The sequence below is a fragment of the Kitasatospora sp. NPDC093102 genome (assembly GCF_040683915.1).
GTDB lineage: Bacteria > Actinomycetota > Actinomycetes > Streptomycetales > Streptomycetaceae > Kitasatospora.
The window spans coordinates 241,049-258,481 of sequence record NZ_JBFBFA010000006.1 but is presented as its reverse complement, the minus strand read 5'-3'; the positions used below and the strand labels follow the sequence as shown (position 1 = coordinate 258,481).

The 17,433-nt window shown below is 71.7% G+C and carries 16 protein-coding genes, 1 pseudogene and 1 riboswitch; of the genes and pseudogenes, 10 read left to right on the top strand and 7 right to left on the bottom strand.

Annotated features, from left to right (window positions below; genetic code table 11):
* Positions 1 to 352 precede the first annotated feature (352 nt).
* Both AB0O11_RS11835 and AB0O11_RS11830 read right to left on the bottom strand, forming a co-directional pair.
* On the bottom strand, positions 353 to 1,240 hold the full coding sequence (locus AB0O11_RS11835) for a 2-hydroxy-3-oxopropionate reductase (protein ID WP_363384495.1): 888 nt from the start codon (positions 1,238 to 1,240) through the stop codon (positions 353 to 355).
* A gap of 98 nt (positions 1,241 to 1,338) precedes the next feature.
* Positions 1,339 to 2,184 carry a TIM barrel protein gene (locus tag AB0O11_RS11830; RefSeq protein WP_363384493.1) on the bottom strand — a complete coding sequence of 282 codons (846 nt, stop codon included), beginning with the start codon at positions 2,182 to 2,184 and terminating at the stop codon, positions 1,339 to 1,341.
* Positions 2,185 to 2,399: 215 nt separating this feature from the next.
* Here AB0O11_RS11830 and AB0O11_RS11825 point away from each other — a divergent pair, with 215 nt between their 5' ends.
* From AB0O11_RS11825 to AB0O11_RS11795, 7 genes are all read left to right on the top strand, one after another.
* Positions 2,400 to 2,645 carry a thiamine-binding protein gene (locus tag AB0O11_RS11825; RefSeq protein WP_363384737.1) on the top strand — a complete coding sequence of 82 codons (246 nt, stop codon included), beginning with the start codon at positions 2,400 to 2,402 and terminating at the stop codon, positions 2,643 to 2,645.
* Positions 2,642 to 3,022 carry a helix-turn-helix domain-containing protein gene (locus tag AB0O11_RS11820; RefSeq protein WP_363384491.1) on the top strand — a complete coding sequence of 127 codons (381 nt, stop codon included), beginning with the start codon at positions 2,642 to 2,644 and terminating at the stop codon, positions 3,020 to 3,022. The genes AB0O11_RS11825 and AB0O11_RS11820 overlap by 4 nt, the downstream gene beginning before the upstream one ends.
* Positions 3,023 to 3,270: 248 nt before the next feature.
* Positions 3,271 to 3,774 carry a 2-oxo-4-hydroxy-4-carboxy-5-ureidoimidazoline decarboxylase gene (uraD, locus tag AB0O11_RS11815; protein WP_363384488.1) on the top strand — a complete coding sequence of 168 codons (504 nt, stop codon included), beginning with the start codon at positions 3,271 to 3,273 and terminating at the stop codon, positions 3,772 to 3,774.
* A gap of 95 nt (positions 3,775 to 3,869) precedes the next feature.
* Positions 3,870 to 4,205, top strand: coding sequence for a hydroxyisourate hydrolase (gene uraH / locus AB0O11_RS11810; protein WP_224275184.1), 336 nt, complete (start codon positions 3,870 to 3,872; stop codon positions 4,203 to 4,205).
* A gap of 32 nt (positions 4,206 to 4,237) precedes the next feature.
* Positions 4,238 to 5,158, top strand: a complete 921-nt coding sequence (gene pucL / locus AB0O11_RS11805; RefSeq protein WP_363384484.1) for a factor-independent urate hydroxylase — start codon at positions 4,238 to 4,240, stop codon at positions 5,156 to 5,158.
* A 317-nt stretch (positions 5,159 to 5,475) separates the two neighbouring features.
* Positions 5,476 to 6,939 carry a nucleobase:cation symporter-2 family protein gene (locus AB0O11_RS11800; protein WP_363384481.1) on the top strand — a complete coding sequence of 488 codons (1,464 nt, stop codon included), beginning with the start codon at positions 5,476 to 5,478 and terminating at the stop codon, positions 6,937 to 6,939.
* Positions 6,940 to 7,006: 67 nt separating this feature from the next.
* Positions 7,007 to 8,392: an 8-oxoguanine deaminase gene (locus AB0O11_RS11795; RefSeq protein WP_363384478.1), complete on the top strand. Its 1,386-nt coding sequence runs from the start codon at positions 7,007 to 7,009 to the stop codon at positions 8,390 to 8,392.
* Positions 8,393 to 8,652: 260 nt separating this feature from the next.
* On the opposite strand, the gene AB0O11_RS11790 is transcribed toward AB0O11_RS11795, so the two are convergent.
* Together AB0O11_RS11790 and aceB are read right to left on the bottom strand one after the other, a co-directional pair.
* The gene (locus tag AB0O11_RS11790; protein ID WP_363384476.1) at positions 8,653 to 9,054 is read right to left on the bottom strand and encodes a gamma-glutamylcyclotransferase; all 402 of its coding nucleotides are present in this window, start codon (positions 9,052 to 9,054) and stop codon (positions 8,653 to 8,655) included.
* 144 nt (positions 9,055 to 9,198) lie between these two features.
* Positions 9,199 to 10,791: pseudogene (gene aceB / locus AB0O11_RS11785) on the bottom strand (malate synthase A); the annotation flags it as partial.
* A 292-nt stretch (positions 10,792 to 11,083) separates the two neighbouring features.
* On the opposite strand from aceB, the gene AB0O11_RS11780 reads away from it, so the two are divergent.
* Together AB0O11_RS11780 and AB0O11_RS11775 are read left to right on the top strand one after the other, a co-directional pair.
* Complete coding sequence (locus AB0O11_RS11780) at positions 11,084 to 11,881, top strand: IclR family transcriptional regulator (RefSeq protein WP_363384473.1); 798 nt, start codon at positions 11,084 to 11,086, stop codon at positions 11,879 to 11,881.
* Between the two features lie 174 nt (positions 11,882 to 12,055).
* A complete protein-coding gene (locus tag AB0O11_RS11775) occupies positions 12,056 to 12,793 on the top strand; it encodes a hypothetical protein (protein ID WP_363384470.1) in 738 nt (245 codons plus the stop codon).
* Between the two features lie 63 nt (positions 12,794 to 12,856).
* On the opposite strand, the gene AB0O11_RS11770 is transcribed toward AB0O11_RS11775, so the two are convergent.
* The gene (locus AB0O11_RS11770) at positions 12,857 to 14,257 is read right to left on the bottom strand and encodes a glycoside hydrolase family 16 protein (protein ID WP_363384467.1); all 1,401 of its coding nucleotides are present in this window, start codon (positions 14,255 to 14,257) and stop codon (positions 12,857 to 12,859) included.
* 1 nt (position 14,258) lies between these two features.
* A riboswitch (cyclic di-AMP (ydaO/yuaA leader) is annotated at positions 14,259 to 14,436 on the bottom strand.
* Positions 14,437 to 14,914: 478 nt separating this feature from the next.
* Between AB0O11_RS11770 and AB0O11_RS11765 the strand changes: the two genes are divergently transcribed.
* Positions 14,915 to 15,244, top strand: a complete 330-nt coding sequence (locus tag AB0O11_RS11765; protein WP_363384464.1) for a MoaF N-terminal domain-containing protein — start codon at positions 14,915 to 14,917, stop codon at positions 15,242 to 15,244.
* A 140-nt stretch (positions 15,245 to 15,384) separates the two neighbouring features.
* Here the strand turns inward: AB0O11_RS11765 and AB0O11_RS11760 are convergent, their stop codons facing one another.
* Both AB0O11_RS11760 and AB0O11_RS11755 read right to left on the bottom strand, forming a co-directional pair.
* Positions 15,385 to 16,527, bottom strand: a complete 1,143-nt coding sequence (locus AB0O11_RS11760) for an alpha/beta hydrolase-fold protein (RefSeq protein ID WP_363384461.1) — start codon at positions 16,525 to 16,527, stop codon at positions 15,385 to 15,387.
* Positions 16,528 to 16,785: 258 nt separating this feature from the next.
* Positions 16,786 to 17,406, bottom strand: coding sequence for a TetR family transcriptional regulator (locus AB0O11_RS11755; RefSeq protein ID WP_363384458.1), 621 nt, complete (start codon positions 17,404 to 17,406; stop codon positions 16,786 to 16,788).
* Positions 17,407 to 17,433 lie beyond the last annotated feature (27 nt).

Sequence of the window (17,433 nt, the reverse complement as noted above, 5' to 3'; positions counted from 1 at the left end):
GCCCTGGGCTGCCCTGAGGTGCGCCCCCGTCCCGGGCGGCCCTGAGGCGCGGCCCCGCCCCGGGCGGCCCTGAGGTGCGCCCCCTCCCCGCCGTTCCACTCGTCCCGCTTCCGACGCACGAGAGGCTCCCCTCGGCGGGGAGGAGGCCGGGCGACGCGTACCGGGCACGACCGAAGTGCCCCCAGGGGGACGTACGCGTCACCGGCTTGGATCGACCGACGGGCGGGCGGATGAGCCCCGGCCCGCACGCCGGTCGGGTCCGGCCTCCTGACGGCGCGGGCACGACCGGATGGGTACACGCCGCCAGGAGGAGCTCGGGACGGGGGCTCCACGCGGGAACCCCCGAGGGGGATTACTCGACCTCGCGCCCGGAGAGCCGCTCGACGCCACGCAGGAGCGCCGAGTGGTCGAGCGAGCCGTCGCCATTGGCCCGGGCGGAGGCGACCAACTGGGCCACCACGGCGCCGACCGGCAGCGCGGCACCGACGGCACGGGCGGCGTCGGTGACGATGCCCATGTCCTTGTGGTGCAGGTCGATCCGGAAGCCGGGGGCGAACTCGCGGTTCAGCATGTTCGCCTTCTTGCGGTTGAGCACGGTCGAGCCGGCCAGGCCGCCGCCGAGCACGTCCAGCGCGGCCGCGAGGTCCACGCCGGCGTTCTCCAGGAACACCACGGCCTCGGCGAGCACCTGGATGTTGACCGCGACGATCAGCTGGTTGGCGGCCTTGACGGTCTGGCCGGCACCGGACGGGCCGACGTGGACGACCGTCGTGCCCAGCACATCGAACAGCGGCTTGGCCTCGGCGAAGTCCTCGGCGGCGCCGCCGACCATGATCGACAGGACGGCCTCCACCGCGCCGGCCTCGCCGCCGGAGACCGGGGCGTCCAGGGTGCGGACGCCCTTCTCCCCGGCGGCGGCCTCGACCTTGATCGAGGTCTGCGGGGTGATCGAGGACATGTCGATCACCAGGGTGCCGGGCTTGGCGTTCTCCAGCACGCCGCCCTCACCCAGGACGACCTGTTCGACCTGCGGGTCGGCCGGGACCATCGTGATGACGACCTCGGCGTCCTTCACCGCGTCCGCGATGCTGGTGGCGCCGTGGCCGCCGGCCGCGACCAGGGCGTCGATCGGCGGCTGGGTGAGGTTGAAGCCGGTGACGTGGTGGCCGGCCTTGACGAGGTTGGCGGCCATCGGGCTGCCCATGATGCCGAGGCCGATGAAGGCGATCTTGCGGCTCATCGCGTCGAGTTCCTTACGTGTGCGGGTGGGAGGTCGGGTGGGTCCGCGGCGCGCTGCCCGGAGGCTCGGCTCGGCGGCTCCGCTACTTGGCGGCTCCGCTATCCGGCTGCGCGCAGCTCGCGCGGCAGCCACCCGAAGCTGTCGGCGCTGACGCCGGTGGAGGGGCGGTACTCCAGGCCGATCGAGCCGGTGTAGCCCGCGGCCGTGAGCCGGGCGAACAGGTCCTCGAAGTCCAGCTCTCCGGTGCCGGGCTCGTTGCGGCCCGGGTTGTCGGCGATCTGCACGTGGCCGATGCGGTCGGCGTGGGTGTCGATGACCGCCGCCAGGTCCTCGCCGTTCCTGGCCAGGTGGTACAGGTCGCAGAGGAACCTGGCGTTCCCCAGGCCGGTGGCGGCGTTGACCTTGTCGACCACCTCGACCGCCGCGGCGGCCGAGACCAGCGGGTAGTCCGGCGACTCGGCCCTGTTCAGGGCCTCGATCAGCAGGACGGCTCCGATTCCGTGCGCGGCCCGCGCGGCGAGCACCAGGTGCTCCAGCGCGAGCGCGTCCTGCTCGGCCGGGTCGACGCCCTCGATCCGGTTGCCGTACAGCGCGTTGAGCGCGGTGGCGCCGAGCGAGGCGGCGAGTTCCACGGCGACCGGGACGTTGGCGCGGAAGCGGTCCCGCTCGGACGGCACCGAGACGGTACCGCGAGCGCCCATGCTCAGGTCGTCCAGGAAGTTGAGGCCGGTGAGCCGCACGCCGGCGTCGGTGAACGCCTTGCGCAGCACGTCCAGTTCGGCCTGCGAGGGGTCGTGCTCCTGCCCGAAGGGCCACCAGAGTTCGGCGGCGGTGAAGCCGGCCGCGGCGGCCGCGGCGGGGCGCTCCAGGAGCGGCAGTTCGCCGAACAGGATCGACAGGTTGACCGTGAAGCCGTGCTTGGCAGCCGCCGTCACGTCACTCACCTCTCATCTCTCTTCCTTCATCCGCAACTTCCACGATCCGGAAGAGGGATTCTGTGTGGTGGAAGCATCTCCGGCCCGCCGAGCGAGTGTCAAGAGAGTCGCAACATTTTGTTGAAGAGCCCCCGGGCATGCGCCGCACCCGAGGGCCGGACTGTTCGATCACCCGGCCCCTGCCCGCCCGCACACCTGCTCGCTACAGTGACCCCGTGCGATTGATGGTGGAGTTCACGACAGAACCGTTCGAACTGGACACGTTCCCGGAGCACGCCGCGGCGGCCCGCAAGGCCGTCAACGAGGCCGGCCTGGCCGTGTCGGTCGGCCCCTTCGGCACCGGCGCCGAGGGTGAGGCCGCGCAGGTCCTCGCCGCGGTGACCAAGCTGCTCAAGGAGACCCTGGACGCCGGGGCTACCCGGATCTCGGTCCAGGTCAGCGTGCTGGGCGAGGAGGGCGGTACGCCGTGACCGAGAACGCGGAACACCCGCTCGCCGCAGCGGTGAAGCCGCTGCTGGCCGCGATCGGCGCGACGCCCGTCCCACTGGACGAGGCGAAGCCCGACGACGTGGTCCTGGAGTGGGAGGGCGCCCCGGCCCTGGCCGTCCGGCTGCCGCACCTGGGCAGCGCACTGGACCGGCTGCTCGCCGAGATGACCCGCCAGTTCGACGGCCGCCCGCTGGCCGAGCTCGACCGGCTGGAGAAGCAGCGAGTCGTCGCCCTCCTGGAGGAGCGCGGCGCCTTCACCGTCCGCCACGGCGTGGAGACCGTCGCCTCGGCCCTGGGCGTCAGCCGCTTCACCGTGTACAACTACCTGAACCGCCAGGACGGCGCGAAGTCGTCCTGACGCCCCGGTTCGGCGCCCTTCGGGGCGCCTGCGCCCCCCGTCCCGGGGGGCTTCCGAACGGGTGACCCCGCCGGCACGGCAGGACTGGATCGGCCTGCGGCGGGGCACACTTGGCGAATCGCACACGAAAGGGCCCGGCACCGCGGCCCGGTTCAAAACGTAACCACCAACCGTTCAACAAAGTGTTGACGGCCGGGTGGGGCCGATCTAGCTTTTCCGGGTGGCACCACTCTTCAGGAGGTCCACTCGTGACCAGCCATCCCCACGCCCTTGACGCCCTGGCCGCGGCGGACGCCGCGGAGTTGGAAGAGATCCTGCTGGAGGTATGCTCCAGCCCCCGTTGGGCCGCCGCGATCGCGCAGGCCCGCCCCTGGTCCGACCGCGAGGCCCTGCTCGCCGCCAATTCGGCGGCCATGGCGTCGCTGACGACCGAGGACCTGCGCGACGCGATGGCCGGCCACGCCCGGATCGGCAAGCCCACGGCGGGCGACGCCACCTCCGAGCGCGAACAGGCCGGAATCCAGGGCGTGGACCGGGCGATCCTCGACGAACTGCACGAGGCCAACGCCGCCTACGAGGCCAAGTTCGGCCACGTGTTCCTGATCTGCGCGACCGGCCGCACCGCGGTCGGCATGCTCGCCGCCCTGCGCGAGCGCCACCCCAACGACGCCGCCACCGAGACGGAGATCGTCCGAGGGGAGCTGCGCAAGATCAACGACATTCGGCTCAACCGCCTGCTCGACGCATCCTGACGGCTCGCCGTTCCAGTTCTTGCCGACCCGTTCCGGGTATCCCATCAGGAAACTGACGCATCATCACCTCTGCCATCAGTAAGGTCACTCCACCCATGACTGGCATCTCCACCCACGTGCTCGACACCAGCCTCGGCCACCCGGCCGAGGGCGTCCCGGTCGAGCTCGCACTGCAAACCGAGGGTGGCTGGCAGGTGCTCGGCACCTCCGCCACGGACTCCGACGGCCGGGCCAAGGACCTGCCGGCCGTGGAGGCGGGCTCGGTCGTCCGGCTGCTCTTCGACACCGGCGCGTACCACGCGCTCAAGTCCTCCGAGCCGCCGTTCTTCCCCGAGGTCTCGATCGTCTTCACGGTCGCGCCCGAACAGCACCACTACCACGTGCCGTTGCTGCTCAACCCGTTCGGATACTCGGTCTACCGCGGAAGCTAGTGGACCGACCTTGAAAGCTTAGGAGCCACGTCATGGCCCACGTGCTCGGTCAGAACCAGTACGGCAAGGCGGAGAACCGCATCGTCCGGATCCACCGCGACTCCACCCGGCACGAGATCAAGGACCTGAACGTCTCGGTCTCGCTCCGCGGCGAGTTCGAGGACGTCCACCTCACCGGGTCCAACGCCAACTGCCTTCCCACCGACACCACCAAGAACACCGTCTACGCCTTCGCCAAGAAGTACGGCATCGAGTCGGCCGAGGCCTTCGGCATCCTCCTGGCACGCCACTTCGTCGACGACACCGAGCGCGGCGTCGTGCACAGCGCCCGGATCCGGATCGAGGAGTACGCCTGGGAACGGATCCGGACGCCGGACAGCTCGGCCCGCTTCATCGGCTCGGAGGAGGTCGGTCACTCCTTCGTCCGCAGCGGCCAGGAGACCCGCACCAGCGAGATCGTCTACGACGGCGAGTCCGTCCAGGTGATCTCCGGTCTGAAGGACCTGGTCGTCCTGAACTCCACCAACTCGGAGTTCTGGGGCTACATCAAGGACGGCTACACCACCCTCCAGGAAGCCTACGACCGCATCCTCGCCACCCAGGTCACCGCCCGCTGGAAGTTCGGCTACAGCGGCAGGGACGGCGAGGCCCAGCCCAACTGGAACCGCTCCTACACCCAGGTGAAGCGGCACATGCTGGAGGCCTTCGCCGAGACCTACTCCTACTCGCTGCAGCAGACCCTGCACGCGATGGGCACCCGGGTCCTCAACAATCGCGCCGAGGTGGACGAGGTCCGGCTCGAACTGCCGAACAAGCACCACTTCCTGGTCGACCTGGAGCCGTTCGGCCTCAAGAACGACAACGAGGTCTACTTCGCCGCGGACCGCATGTACGGCCTGATCGAGGGCACCGTGCACCGCGAGGGCGTCGTCCCGGTCATCCCGGTCGCCTGACCTCCCCGCGCCACCACCAGGTGGACTCCGCCCGGAATCGCCGCACCCTCCGGCCCCCACGGGCCGGTCGAGTCCGGGCGGGCCGCTCCACCGGCCCCACCATCGCACCACCGCGCGTTCCACCCGTACCAGCAGTTTCTCCACCCCCACCCCCCACCCACCGGAGTTCGTGTCTGCCTCACGGCGGCCGGCCCGGGGCACTGGAGAGGCCGGCCGAGGGATCCTTGCACCGCCGTCCCGCCCTCGGTCACACCAGCACCAGCCGCACTCCAGCGTCACGGGCGCGCCGGGAGCCACGGGCACAAGAGGGGCTCGACATGGCACCCAGCAACACCAGCAGTACAGACGGCGGTTCCACCCCAGAACGTACGCACGGCCCGGACGGCGCGTCGGCACACCTCCCCGGCGAGCCGCCCCGGTCCGGGACCCACCCCGTGGACGAGTTGCTGCCCCCGGTGAAGCTGTTCTCCACCGGACTCCAGCACGTCGCCGCGATGTACGCGGGGGTCGTCGCACCCCCGCTCATCGTCGGCGCCGGCGTCGGGCTCTCCGCCGCCGAACTCGCCCTGCTCATCTCCGCCAGCCTGTTCACCGCCGGACTGGCCACCCTCCTCCAGACGCTCGGCATCTGGAAGATCGGCGCGCGACTGCCGTTCGTGAACGGCGTCTCCTTCGCGGGGGTCGCGCCCATGATCGCCATAGCAAAGGAGCACGGACCGAAGGACGCCCTCCCGGTGATCTTCGGAGCGGTGATCGTCGCGGGGCTCCTGTGCTTCCTCGCGGCACCGTACTTCTGCAAGCTCATCCGGTTCTTCCCCCCGGTCGTCCAGGGCACCGTGATCACCCTCATCGGGGTGTCCCTGCTTCCGGTGGCGGTCAACTGGGCGCGCGGCGGCTCGCCGAGCGCCCCCGGGTACGGCTCCATGCGGGCCATCGGCCTCGCCGCGACCACCCTCGTCGCGGTGGTGCTCTGCAACCGGCTGCTGCACGGTTTCTGGCAGCAGCTGTCGCTGCTCATCGGCTTGGCGTTCGGCACCCTGATCGCCTTCCCGCTGGGGCTCGCCGACTTCGGCGCGGTCAAGGACGCGAACGTCTTCTCGCTCCCCTCCCCGTTCCACTTCGGCGCGCCGGTGTTCGACGCCGCCGCGATCGTCTCGATGTGCATCGTCATGATGGTCTCGATGACCGAGTCCACCGCCGACATGCTCGCCCTCGGCAAGATCGTCGATCGTGAGGCGGACGAGCCCACCCTCGCCGCCGGCCTGCGGGCCGACGGTCTGGCCACCGCGCTCAGCCCCGTCTTCAACGGCTTCGCCGCCAGCGCCTTCGCCCAGAACATCGGGCTGGTGGCGCTGACGAGGATCCGCAGCCGCTACGTGGTCGCGGCCGGCGGAGTCATCCTGGTCCTGCTGGGGCTGTTCCCCGTGCTGGGCTCGGTCGTCTCCCTGGTTCCGCAGCCCGTCCTCGGCGGCGCCGGGATCGTGCTCTTCGGCACGGTCGCGGCCAGCGGCATCCGCACCCTCGCGGAGGCGGGGATGGAGTCCGGCTCGAACACCATCCTGGTGTCGGTCTCACTCGGTGTCGGCATCATCCCGATCGCCGTGCCGACGTTCTACGACTCCTTCCCGGAGGCCGTCCGGACCCTGATGCACTCGGGGATCTCGGCCGGCTCCGTGGCGGCCGTCCTGCTCAACCTGCTCTTCCACCACGTCGGGGCCGCCCGCCGGACCAGGTCCGGCCAGGCCTCCGGCGCGACGGTGCCGACGGCGACACCGTCCTGACCGGCCGGGGAGGGCGTGCGCCCTTCGGTGCGCGCCCCTCCCGGCCCTCCCCCATAGGAGTCACGCCATGGCAGTCCAGCCCCCGCCCGCGGACCAGCGGATCGTGATCGAGAACGTCGCGATCGCCACCGTGGACGCGAACGACACCGAGTACGCCCGCGGCCACGTGGTCATCCTCGGCAACACCATCGAGGCGGTGGGCGACGGCCCCGCCCCCGCGTGGCTGGACAACGTGGTGCGCCGGATCAACGGCGAGGGCCACCTGGTCACCCCCGGCCTGGTCAACACCCATCACCACTTCTACCAGTGGATCACCCGCGGCCTGGCCCAGGACGACATCCTGTTCGACTGGCTGGTCGCCCTCTACCCGACCTGGGCGCGGATCGACGAGAAGCTCGTACACGCCGCCAGCCAGGGCTCCGCCGCCGCACTGCTCAAGTCCGGCTGCACCACGGCCGCGGACCACCACTACGTCTTCCCCGAGGACGGCGGCGACGTGCTGGGCGCCTCCATCGAGGCCGTCCGGGAGCTCGGCCTGCGCTTCACCGCGCTGCGCGGCTCGATGGACCGCTCCCAGAAGGACGGCGGGCTGCCGCCGGACCACGCGGTCGAGGGGCTGGACGACATCCTGTCCGCCTCCGAAGCCGCCGTGGACCGGTACCACGACTCCTCCTTCGGCTCGATGCTGCACGTCGCCATCGCGCCCTGTTCGCCCTTCTCGGTCTCCACCGACCTGCTCCGCCAGTCCGCCGAACTCGCCCGCCGCAAGGGCGTCCGGCTGCACACCCACGGCTCGGAGACGGCCGAGGAGGAACAGTTCTGCAAGGAACTGTTCGGCATGGGGCCGACCGACTACTTCGAGTCGGTGGGCTGGCTCGGCGAGGACGTCTGGATGGCGCACTGCGTGCACATGAACGACTCCGACATCGCCAAGTTCGCCGAGACCGGCACCGGCGTCGCCCACTGCCCGTCCTCCAACGCCCGCCTGGCGGCCGGCATCGCCCGGGTGCCCGACATGCTCCGGGCCGGCGTCCCCGTCGGCCTCGGCGTCGACGGCACCGCCTCCAACGAGTCCGGCGAGCTCGGCACCGAGCTGCGCAACGCCCTGCTGATCAACCGGCTGCACGGCTCCCCCGCCGCGCTCACCGGGCGGCAGGCGCTGCGCCTGGGCACCATGGGCGGCGCCCGGGTGCTCGGCCGGCAGGACGAGATCGGTTCGGTCGAGGCCGGCAAGCTCGCCGACCTGGCGCTGTGGAAGATCGACGGGATCATGCACTCGTCCATCGCCGACCCGGTCGCCGCGCTCACCTTCGGGGCGCTGCCGCCGCTGTCCGTGCTGTTCGTCAACGGCAACGCGGTGGTCGAGAAGGGGCAGCTGACCACCGTCGACGAGGACCGGATCGCGCGTGACTGCGCGCGCGCCGCCCGCGAGCTGGCGGCCCGTCCGGTCTGACGCCCACCCGCACTCCGGGGGCGCCCAGGGACGGTGCGCCCCCGGACTCCGTCCACCCCGGCGGGTGTACGGACCGCGGCCCCGGACCCACGGCGAGGGTCCGGGGCCGTGGCGTGCCTCCGGAGCACGGCGGACGGATTTCAGCGAACAGATGACAGATTTCATCATCTGTTCGCTGAAATCTGTTCCGTGCTCTCTGCTCCTGCTCCTCGTCAGGTCTCTGTTCCTGCTCCTCGTCAGGTCGCTGTTCCTGCTCCTCGTCAGGCCGTGCGCCCGATCGTCGCCAGGTAGGCGCGCCAGCCGCCGTGGTGGGTGATCTCGCGGTGGACGCCGCGCTCCAGCTCGCCCCGGGAGAGCAGCATGGACAGGCACGCGGAGCCGTCCTCCAGCTTGATGACGCCCAGCTCCAGCTCCCGCGGCTCGCCCGGCAGGATGACGTCCCGCAGCCGCTCCAGCGGGATGTCGTACAGCTCGCCCTCGATGGCGGTGTCCGCCTCCGGGTCGGCCAGCAGCCCCGGACAGACGTCCGTCCCGCCGCTGTGGTCGATGGAGAAGAAGCGGTAGCCGGGGGCGGTCCGGGCCGGCCCGATCAGCGAGTCGGCGACCTTGGCGTGGAAGGGGCCGCCGACCATCGCCTGGCCGTTGAAGAACATGCGCGTCATGAGTGAACTCCTCACGTGGAAAAGACCGTTCCGTACGGCGACGAGAGGACAGGTGGATTCGTCGCCGTACGGAACGGAGTGGTGGGCCGCCGGAGTGCCGCAGCCTGGCAGGCGGCAGCGATGGCGCCGGCGGGTGGGTCGGACTCAGCCCAGCAGGGGCAGCGCGGGAAGGGTCAGGAAGTCCACGAACTCCTCGGCCAGGGCGACCTGTTCGAAGAGCCGGGCGGCCTCGCGCCAACGGCCGGCGCTGTAGGCCTCCTCGCCCAGCCCGGCGAGGAGGCCGGCCAGCTCCGCGGCGACCAGGCCACGGACCAGCTCGGCGGTGGCCTTCTCGCCCGTGTCGGACAGCACGACCCCGTTGTGGATCCACTGCCAGATCTGCGAGCGGGAGATCTCGGCGGTGGCGGCGTCCTCCATCATGTTGAAGATGCCGACGGCGCCCAAACCCCGCAGCCAGGCCTCGATGTAGCGGATGCCGACCTGGACGGCGTTGTGCAGCCCCGCGTGGGTGCAGGTGCCACCGGCACCGGCGATGTCGAGCAGCTGGGCGGCGGTCACCGGCTCGGCCGGGCCGGGGTTGTCCTTCTGGTGGGGGCGCTCTCCGAGCACCGCGTCGAAGGAGGCCCGGGCGACCGGCACCAGGTCGGGGTGGGCGACCCAGGAGCCGTCGAAGCCGTTGCCGGCCTCCCGGTCCTTGTCCGCCTTGACCTTCTCCAGCGCGGCCGCGTTGACCTCGGGGTCGCGGCGGCTCGGGATGAACGCGGCCATGCCGCCGATCGCGTGGGCGCCGCGCCTGTGGCAGGTCTGCACCAGCAGCCGGGTGTAGGCGGACATGAACGGCGAGGCCATGGTGACGCTGTTGCGGTCCGGCAGGATGTAGTGCTCGCCGGCGTCGCGGAAGTTCTTGACGATCGAGAACAGGTAGTCCCAGCGCCCGGCGTTGAGGCCGGCCGCGTGGTCGCGCAGCTCGTAGAGGATCTCGTCCATCTCGAACGCGGCGGTGATGGTCTCGATCAGCACGGTCGCCCGGATCGTGCCGTGCGGGATGCCGAGTTCGGCCTGGGCGTGGGTGAACACGTCGTTCCACAGCCGGGCCTCGAGGTGGCTCTCGGTCTTCGGCAGGTAGAAGTACGGGCCGGAGTTCGGGTCCCCCGCACCCTTGGCCAGCAGTCGGGCGGCGTTGTGGAAGAAGTAGAGGCCGAAGTCGACGAACGCGCCGGCCACCGGGGCGCCGTCGACCAGCAGGTGGTTCTCGTCCAGGTGCCAGCCGCGCGGACGAACCACGACGGTGGCCAGCTCGGCGGCGGGCTTGAGGGTGTAGGCCTTCCCCGCCTCGCTGGTGAAGTCGATCCGGCCCTCGAAGGCGTCGATCAGATTGACCTGGCCGCTGACCACGTTCTCCCAGGTCGGGGAGGTGGCGTCCTCGAAGTCGGCGAGCCAGATCCTCGCCCCGGAGTTGAGCGCGTTGACGACCATCTTGCGATCGGTCGGGCCGGTGATCTCGACCCGGCGGTCCTGGAGCGCACGGGGCGCCTCGGCGACCTTCCAGTCCCCGGCCCGGATCTCGGCGGTCTCGGGGAGGAAGTCCAGCGTGCCGGCGGCGGCGATCTCGGCACGGCGGCTCCCCCGCCTGGCCAGCAGCTCCTGCCTGCGCCCCTCGAAGGCGCGATGGAGCCCGCCGACGAAGGCGATCGCCTCCGGCGTGAGCACCTCCTCCGCCCGGTGGACGCGAGGACCGGCGACAGTGACGACCGGAGCGGCGAGAGAGGAGGCGGTTGGGGGTACCCCCGGCCGGAGGCTGGGGGAGGGCCCCTGATCTGCAGCCATGAGCAGGACACTCCTAAGACGGTTGAGCCTGGCGAGGGGAGCTCCGGTGGGAGGTTCCTCGGGGAACTTCCTCGATCGGAACCCGCCTGTCGGCGAGTTCGATTCTGTAAGGTGGAGACTAGTTTCCGCGATACAGAATTTCAACGGTTTGTTGAAGAGGTCGCCGGGACTCTACTCCTCCCCGACAGCGAAGGGAACGCCGGTGGTTGCGACCCCCGACCCAGCATCGACGACAGGCGCCGACCGCACGGGCGGCGGCGTACAGTCCGTCGAACGCGCCTTCCAACTCCTGGAGGCGCTGGCCGACTCCGGCGGTGTGGCCACCCTCAGCGAGCTCTCCACCAGTTCCGGCCTCCCGATGCCGACCATCCACCGACTGGTTCGTACCCTCGTCCAGCAGGGCTATGTCCGCCAGGACACTGCGCGCCGCTACACCTTGGGCCCCCGGCTGATCCGCCTCGGCGAAACGGCCGGCCGGCTGCTCGGCAGCTGGGCCCGCCCGTACCTGGCCGAACTCATGGAGGCCACCGGCGAGACCGCCAACCTGGCGGTGCTGGAGGGTGGCGAGGTGGTGTACGTCGGCCAGGTCCAGTCGCGCCGCTCGATGCGGATGTTCACCGAGGTCGGCCGACGGGTGCAGCCGCACTGCACCGGCGTCGGCAAGGCGCTGCTCGCCCAGCTGCCCGAGGACGAGGCCCGCGCCGCCCTCGGCCCCAACCCGCTGCCCGCGCACACCGAGTACACGGTCACCGACCCGCAGGAGTTGATGCGCCAGCTCGTCGAGGCGCGCGAGCGCGGCTACGTGGTCGACGACCAGGAGCAGGAGATCGGCGTCCGCTGCATCGCGCTCGCCGTCCCGGGCGCGCCGACACCCACGGCGCTCTCGGTCTCCGGCCCGGAGGCTCGCATCCGGGCCCTGGAGGGGCAGGCCGGGGCCGCCTCACTGGTCCCGGTGATGCACCGGATCGCGACCCGGCTGGGGCAGGTCCTCGCCCCCTGACACCCCGTCAACCCCCCTTGTCGGACCACCGGGTCGGGGCGGCGCGCCGCTTCATCCGTTCGGGCGGACGACGGGCGGGTTGCCCCCGGGCTCCGATGCCGGCTCCGCCACCCTGGTGCCGACGCCGCCCGCGACGGCGCGGACGGCCGGGACGCGAGGGCAGGGTGAGCGGGGATGGAGCAGCAGCACCGGGACGTTCGGGGCGGTGAGGCACCGGGCGGCCACGTACCGGGCAGTGACGTGCGGAGCGGTGGCGCACGGCCTGCCGCGAGAGACCGGGGGTTCGGCGGGGCCGCACTGGTCGCCGCCCTGGCGGCGGGATGCGCGGTGACGGTGCTGGCCACCGACCCGTCCTGGGCGCTGCGGCAGCCCGAGCCCCGGCCCGCGGTGGAGGTCGTCGCGACGGGCGCGTCCGGGGTGTCCACCTTGCCCGCCCCGGCGAAGCCCGGAGCAGCGACGGGCACAGGACCCGAGGCCTCCACGCTGCCCGCGCCGGCCGCCGCTCGCTCGTCCGACTCCGACCTGGAGGTGGTCCGGACCGCCCCGGACCCGGCCACCCCCGGCGGCACCACCACCGTCCGCGCCTTCGTCGGCAACGGGGGCCCGGACACCACCGCCTCCCCCTTCACGGTCGTGGTCACCCTGCCGGAGGGCGTCAGCCCGGAGGGCCCGTACTTCCCTTCCGACTGCCGGGTGCTGGGCCACCGCCGCATCGTGCGGTGCGTGTTCGGGCCCGGACTGCGGGAGGGGCGCAGCGCGACCGCCCTCATCCCGGTCCGGCTCGACCCGGAGCTGCCGGCGGGCAGGCTGAGCGGCGGCTCGGTCGTGGTGCGCGGCGCGGACGACCGGAACGAGGGCAACAACCGGCAGCCGTTCGACATCACGGTGGTCGAGACGACTGCCGCCTCCTGAGTCACGCCGTCCTGCCGGTGGGGCCGGCCCGACCGGCGGGACCGTCCTGCCCGTGGCCCGGTCCTACCGGTAGACGCGGACGTAGTCGGCGGCGAAGGTGATCGGGGCGGTCCCCTGCGGCGCGGGGTGGTACTGCCCCGCGCACACCGAGAGGTTGAGGATCAGGTGCGCCGACCAGTTGGCGCCGACGCCCTTTCCGTCCGAGAAGACCTTGACGCCGTTGACGTACCAGTCCACCGAGTCGGCGCCGTAGTACGTGCCGATGGTCACCCACCGGTCCTTCGCGATGGCGCTCGCGTCGGTGTGGTACCTCGCGTTGCCCGGGTTGACGTGGTTGGTCAGCTCCAGCAGGTTCGGGTTGTCGGGGTGGTACTCGAAGGAGTCGACCTCGCCGTTGCCGTTCTTCCAGGTCCACAGGGCCGGCCAGGCGCCGCTGCCGGCGGGCAGCTTGACCCGGGTCTCGGCGTAGTCGCCGGTCCTGACCTGGAAGCCCTCGTTGGAGCCCTCGGTGGTCAGGAACCCGGTGTTCCAGGACTGCTTGCCGTTCTCCAGGACCGGCCCGCCGGGCGTGGCGGTGAAGGTGGCGACCCCGTCGGCGACGCTGACGTTGTTCCTGTTCAGCCAGTCGAGCTTGCTGTCGCCCGGGTTGTGGTTGCCGTACTTGTACGCGGTGCTCTTGTCGCCGACCCAGCGCCGGCCCCAGCTGATCGCACCGTTGAACTCGTCCGACCAGGTCAGCGACTTGCCGGCGACCGGGGAGGACGGCGCCGGGGCGCTCGGGCTCGGGGTGGCGCTCGGGGTCGACGTGGTCGTCGGGCTCGACGTGGTCGCGGTGGTCGCGGTGGTCGCGGTGGTCGCGGTGGTCGCGGTGGTCGCGGTCGGCTTGGCCGTCGGGGTCGGCTTGGCGGTCGAGGTCGGGGCCGGCGTCGGCGTCGGGGTCGGGGTCGGGGTCGGAGTAGACGCCCCGGCGGCGGAGACGACCAGCTGCTGCGAGGGCAGGTTGTGCCAGGCGCCGCCGAGGTCCTGCCAGAAGCCGAACTGGGTGTACGTCCCGGCGGGCAGGGCGCGCGCACCGCTGGTGAAGTCGACCCCGCTCGGGCAGATCCGCACGTCGGAGGCGTTGCCGGGGAAGTCGAGGTTGTTGCCGCGCGCGTCGCGCACGCCCACACCGACGGTCTTCGCGGTGAAGCAGGCCGAGGAGTGCAGGCCGAGCGAGGCGGTGGCGGCCCTGCCCGCGACCATGGTGGCGGGGCCGAGCCGGTCCTGGGTGACGGCCGGCGCGATGACGGCCTGGGCACCGGTGACCGCCGACAGGCCGAGCAGCCCGGCGCCGCTGATGGCGAACGCCCCGGTGGCGGCGAGGGCGGCGTTGCGTCCGCGGTGGGACGGACGGGCGTGGCGCGGTCCACGGCGTCGGGCGGCCGCGGGCGCCGGCCGGTGCGTCGAGCTGGCAGGCTTGGGCATGGGGTGACCTCTGCGACGCCTGCGAGGTGAGTTGTCGGGTTCGGGCTGAGGTCGCCCGGCCGCCTGCGGAGCGGCTTCACCCCTGGCCGCGGCCCGTACGCCGTGGCGTGGTGTACGGGCCGGGCGCTGACCGTGGTTCCCCCGCTCCCGTCCGCTGTGGTGCTCGGCGACCCGCCAGCGGGTGGACAGGATTCGGCGTCCCGGCGGCGGGGTCCGCGAGGGCGGACGACCGTTGCAGGCTAGGTGGGTCGTACGTGTGCGGACAACTCGGCCGGGCGGGTTGTCGCGCAGCTCACAGTGGTGTCGATCAACGACGCTGCGTGGCAGTCGAGTTGATCAATTTCCGGGAGCGGGAGGGCCAAGGCGGGCCAGGCGGCGCGGTGGTGTCCACCCCGTACTGCGCGGTGTACGCGCCGCAGCAGGTCGGTGTGTGGGGGTGCGTCTCATGGCCGGACGGCAGAACCGGCGCGCGCTCCCGCCCATGTGCCGGTCGCACATCCGGGCGGCCGCGTGGTGGCGGACCGTACCGTGGCGAGCGCCTGACCGAGTGGGCCCGGTCGGATAAATTGGAAGCCTGACATCAGCCGCTGTGCACAAGAGCGGCGAGCCCGACCGGATGCTCGCCACGACCGAACAGGAACGAGGACCCGCCCCACCATGACCGCGCCCCTGCCCGCCTTCGCCGGCCGTACCTACCTCTTCCGGGCCGACAACGGCGCGGCCTTCCGCAACACCTACTCGGCCGACGGCACGCGGCTGCGCTGGGAGGGCCTCGGCGAGTCCGCGGGCCAGTGGGAGGACGTGCGGCTGCACGTCGCCGAGGTCGCGCCGGAGATCTACTTCGTCAGCTGGACGGAGCAGAGCGGGATCACCGTCAGCCACGTGATGGACCTCGGCAGGCTGACGGTGCGGGCCTTCTGGACCTTCGAGGGCGAGGGCGGCCGGGTCGGCGAGCTGCACACCGGGACGCTGGAGCGGGTGGCCTGAGCGGCGGGACCGCTGGGCGGGATCCGTACGGCTCGTGAACGACCGAACCCCCGGGCCGTGGCCCCGGGGGTTCGGTCTTCTGCCCAGCCTGTTCGGATGGTCCGGGCGGTCCGGGCAGTTGGTTCTGGTGCCGCTCCCCGTCAGACGGTCTGGTTCGGCACCTTGAGGTGCTGGGACAGCCACTCCAGCGAGGAGGGCAGCAGGGCGCTCCAGGTCTCGAAGTTGTGGCCGCCGTTCTCCAGCATGCTGTACGAGACCTTCATCGGGCTCTGCGCCGCGTCGACGAAGGCCTCGGTCTCCTGCCGGTAGTTGCCGTCGCCCTTCTTGGTCCCGGCCAGCAGCACGGACACCTTGGGCTGCGGCAGGTTCTTCAGCCGCCACAACAGGTTGGCCTCGTCGCGGCGCTGCTTGCTGCCGCCGAACAGGTCGCCCGTGGTCGGGTCGTCGGCGGCGTCGTAGTAGGCGGAGAGGGCGACGGCGGTCGGGAAGACGTCCGGGTGGCGCATGGCCAGCTTGAGCGCGCAGTAGCCGCCGGTCGAGTTGCCCATGAAGGCCCAGGCCTGCGGGTCGCTGGAGACCCGGAAGCTGGCCTGGATCGCCGAGGGCACGTCCTTGGTGAAGTAGGTGTCGGACTGCGGGCCGTTCGGGACGTCCTCACACTCGGTGTCCTGCGGCAACGCGGGCGAGGGACGCACCAGGACCATGACGGTCGGCTGCATCCGCCCTTCCTGCAGCAGCTTGAGCGCGGCACCCGGGTAGTTGAAGCGGGTGATCAGGTTCTCGGCGATTCCTGGGAATCCGGTGCTGACGATCACGGCCGGGAACTGCTTCTGGGCGTACTCCGGCTGGAAGTACTGCGGGGGCAGGTAGACGTAGCCCTCGGTGGACAGCCTGCTGACCGCGCCGTCGATCCGGACCTTGCGGATCTCGCCGGACTGGCCGGGCTCGCGGCCCATCGCGCCACCGCCCTTGACCGCGGCCTGCCCCATCGTCTCCACCATCAGCCGGCCGGAGGCGTCCGCCTTGTTGTGGATGACCACGGGGCCGGTGTCGCCGGTACCCAGCAGGTCGTCCCAACTGCTGTAGAAGGCGAAGTAGTTGTTCGCGACCAGGCCGAGCGCGGCGAGTACCGCGAGCTGGGTGGCGAGCAGCGCGCCGATCCGGCCGAGCACCGCCTGCCAGGTCCTCTTCGCGAGTCTGGGCCACAACCAGACCGTGCCGACCATCATCACGACCGCGATCAGTGCGGTCAGCGCCAGCACCTTGTGGCTCGTCAGACCCATGTCCTTCTTGCTCCCACGCCTCGAACTCCAGTCCCCTCCGCTGGGGACATCCGAGGAGGCCACCCCGGTTCCCCCGCCGGGGCGCGAGGACCAACCCTAACGCCAGCTGGGAGGACGCCGATCGCGGCTGGGAGGTTGCGGGGAGCAGGCCAGACGAATGACAACTTTCAGATGACAGATTTCGAAATCTGTCATCTGAAAGTTGTCACCTGTCGCGGGCCGCCACCGCCCACGCCGCCGGCCGGGAACAGGCCGGGCTCAGCCCACCCGCTCCCAGAGCCGCAGCCCCGCCGTGAGTTCGCGCATGCAGCGCGCACCGAGGTCTCGCGGGGAGCCCGGACCGGCGAGGGGCGCGTCGGAGGAGGCCCACTGCTCCAGGGCCACCCGGATCGCCGCGGTCGCGGCGGCGGCGGCCAGCCGGATCTCCAGCGGATCGGTGTCGTCCGGGAAGCGCTCGGCGAGGGCGGCCCGCAGCCTCTCCTCCGAGTCGGCGTGGACGCGCTGCCAGGTGGCGTTCAGCCTCGGGTCGCGCAGCAGACCGCGGGCCCACTGCATCATCTCGGCCCGCGCCTCGTCGGCCGGGGTCAGCGAAGCGGCCGCCGCGCGTTCCAGCGCCTCCCGGGGCGGCAGGTCCGCCGGGCTCGCCACGAACAGCTCCACCCACTCCTGCCCACCCGCCGCGAGCAGCGGGGCGACGGCATCCTCCTTGACGGAGAAGTACCGGTAGAAGGTGCGCAGCGAGATGCCCGCGGCGAGAGCGACCTCCTCGGCGGTGGTCGCCTCCGCTCCCCGCTCCGCGAAGAGCGCGGCGGCGGCACGGGCGATCTCCAGTCGAGTGGCCTCACGGCGGCGCTGGGTCAGGGTCGGGCGTCCGGTCACGGGACCAGCCTACGCGGGCGGATGCCA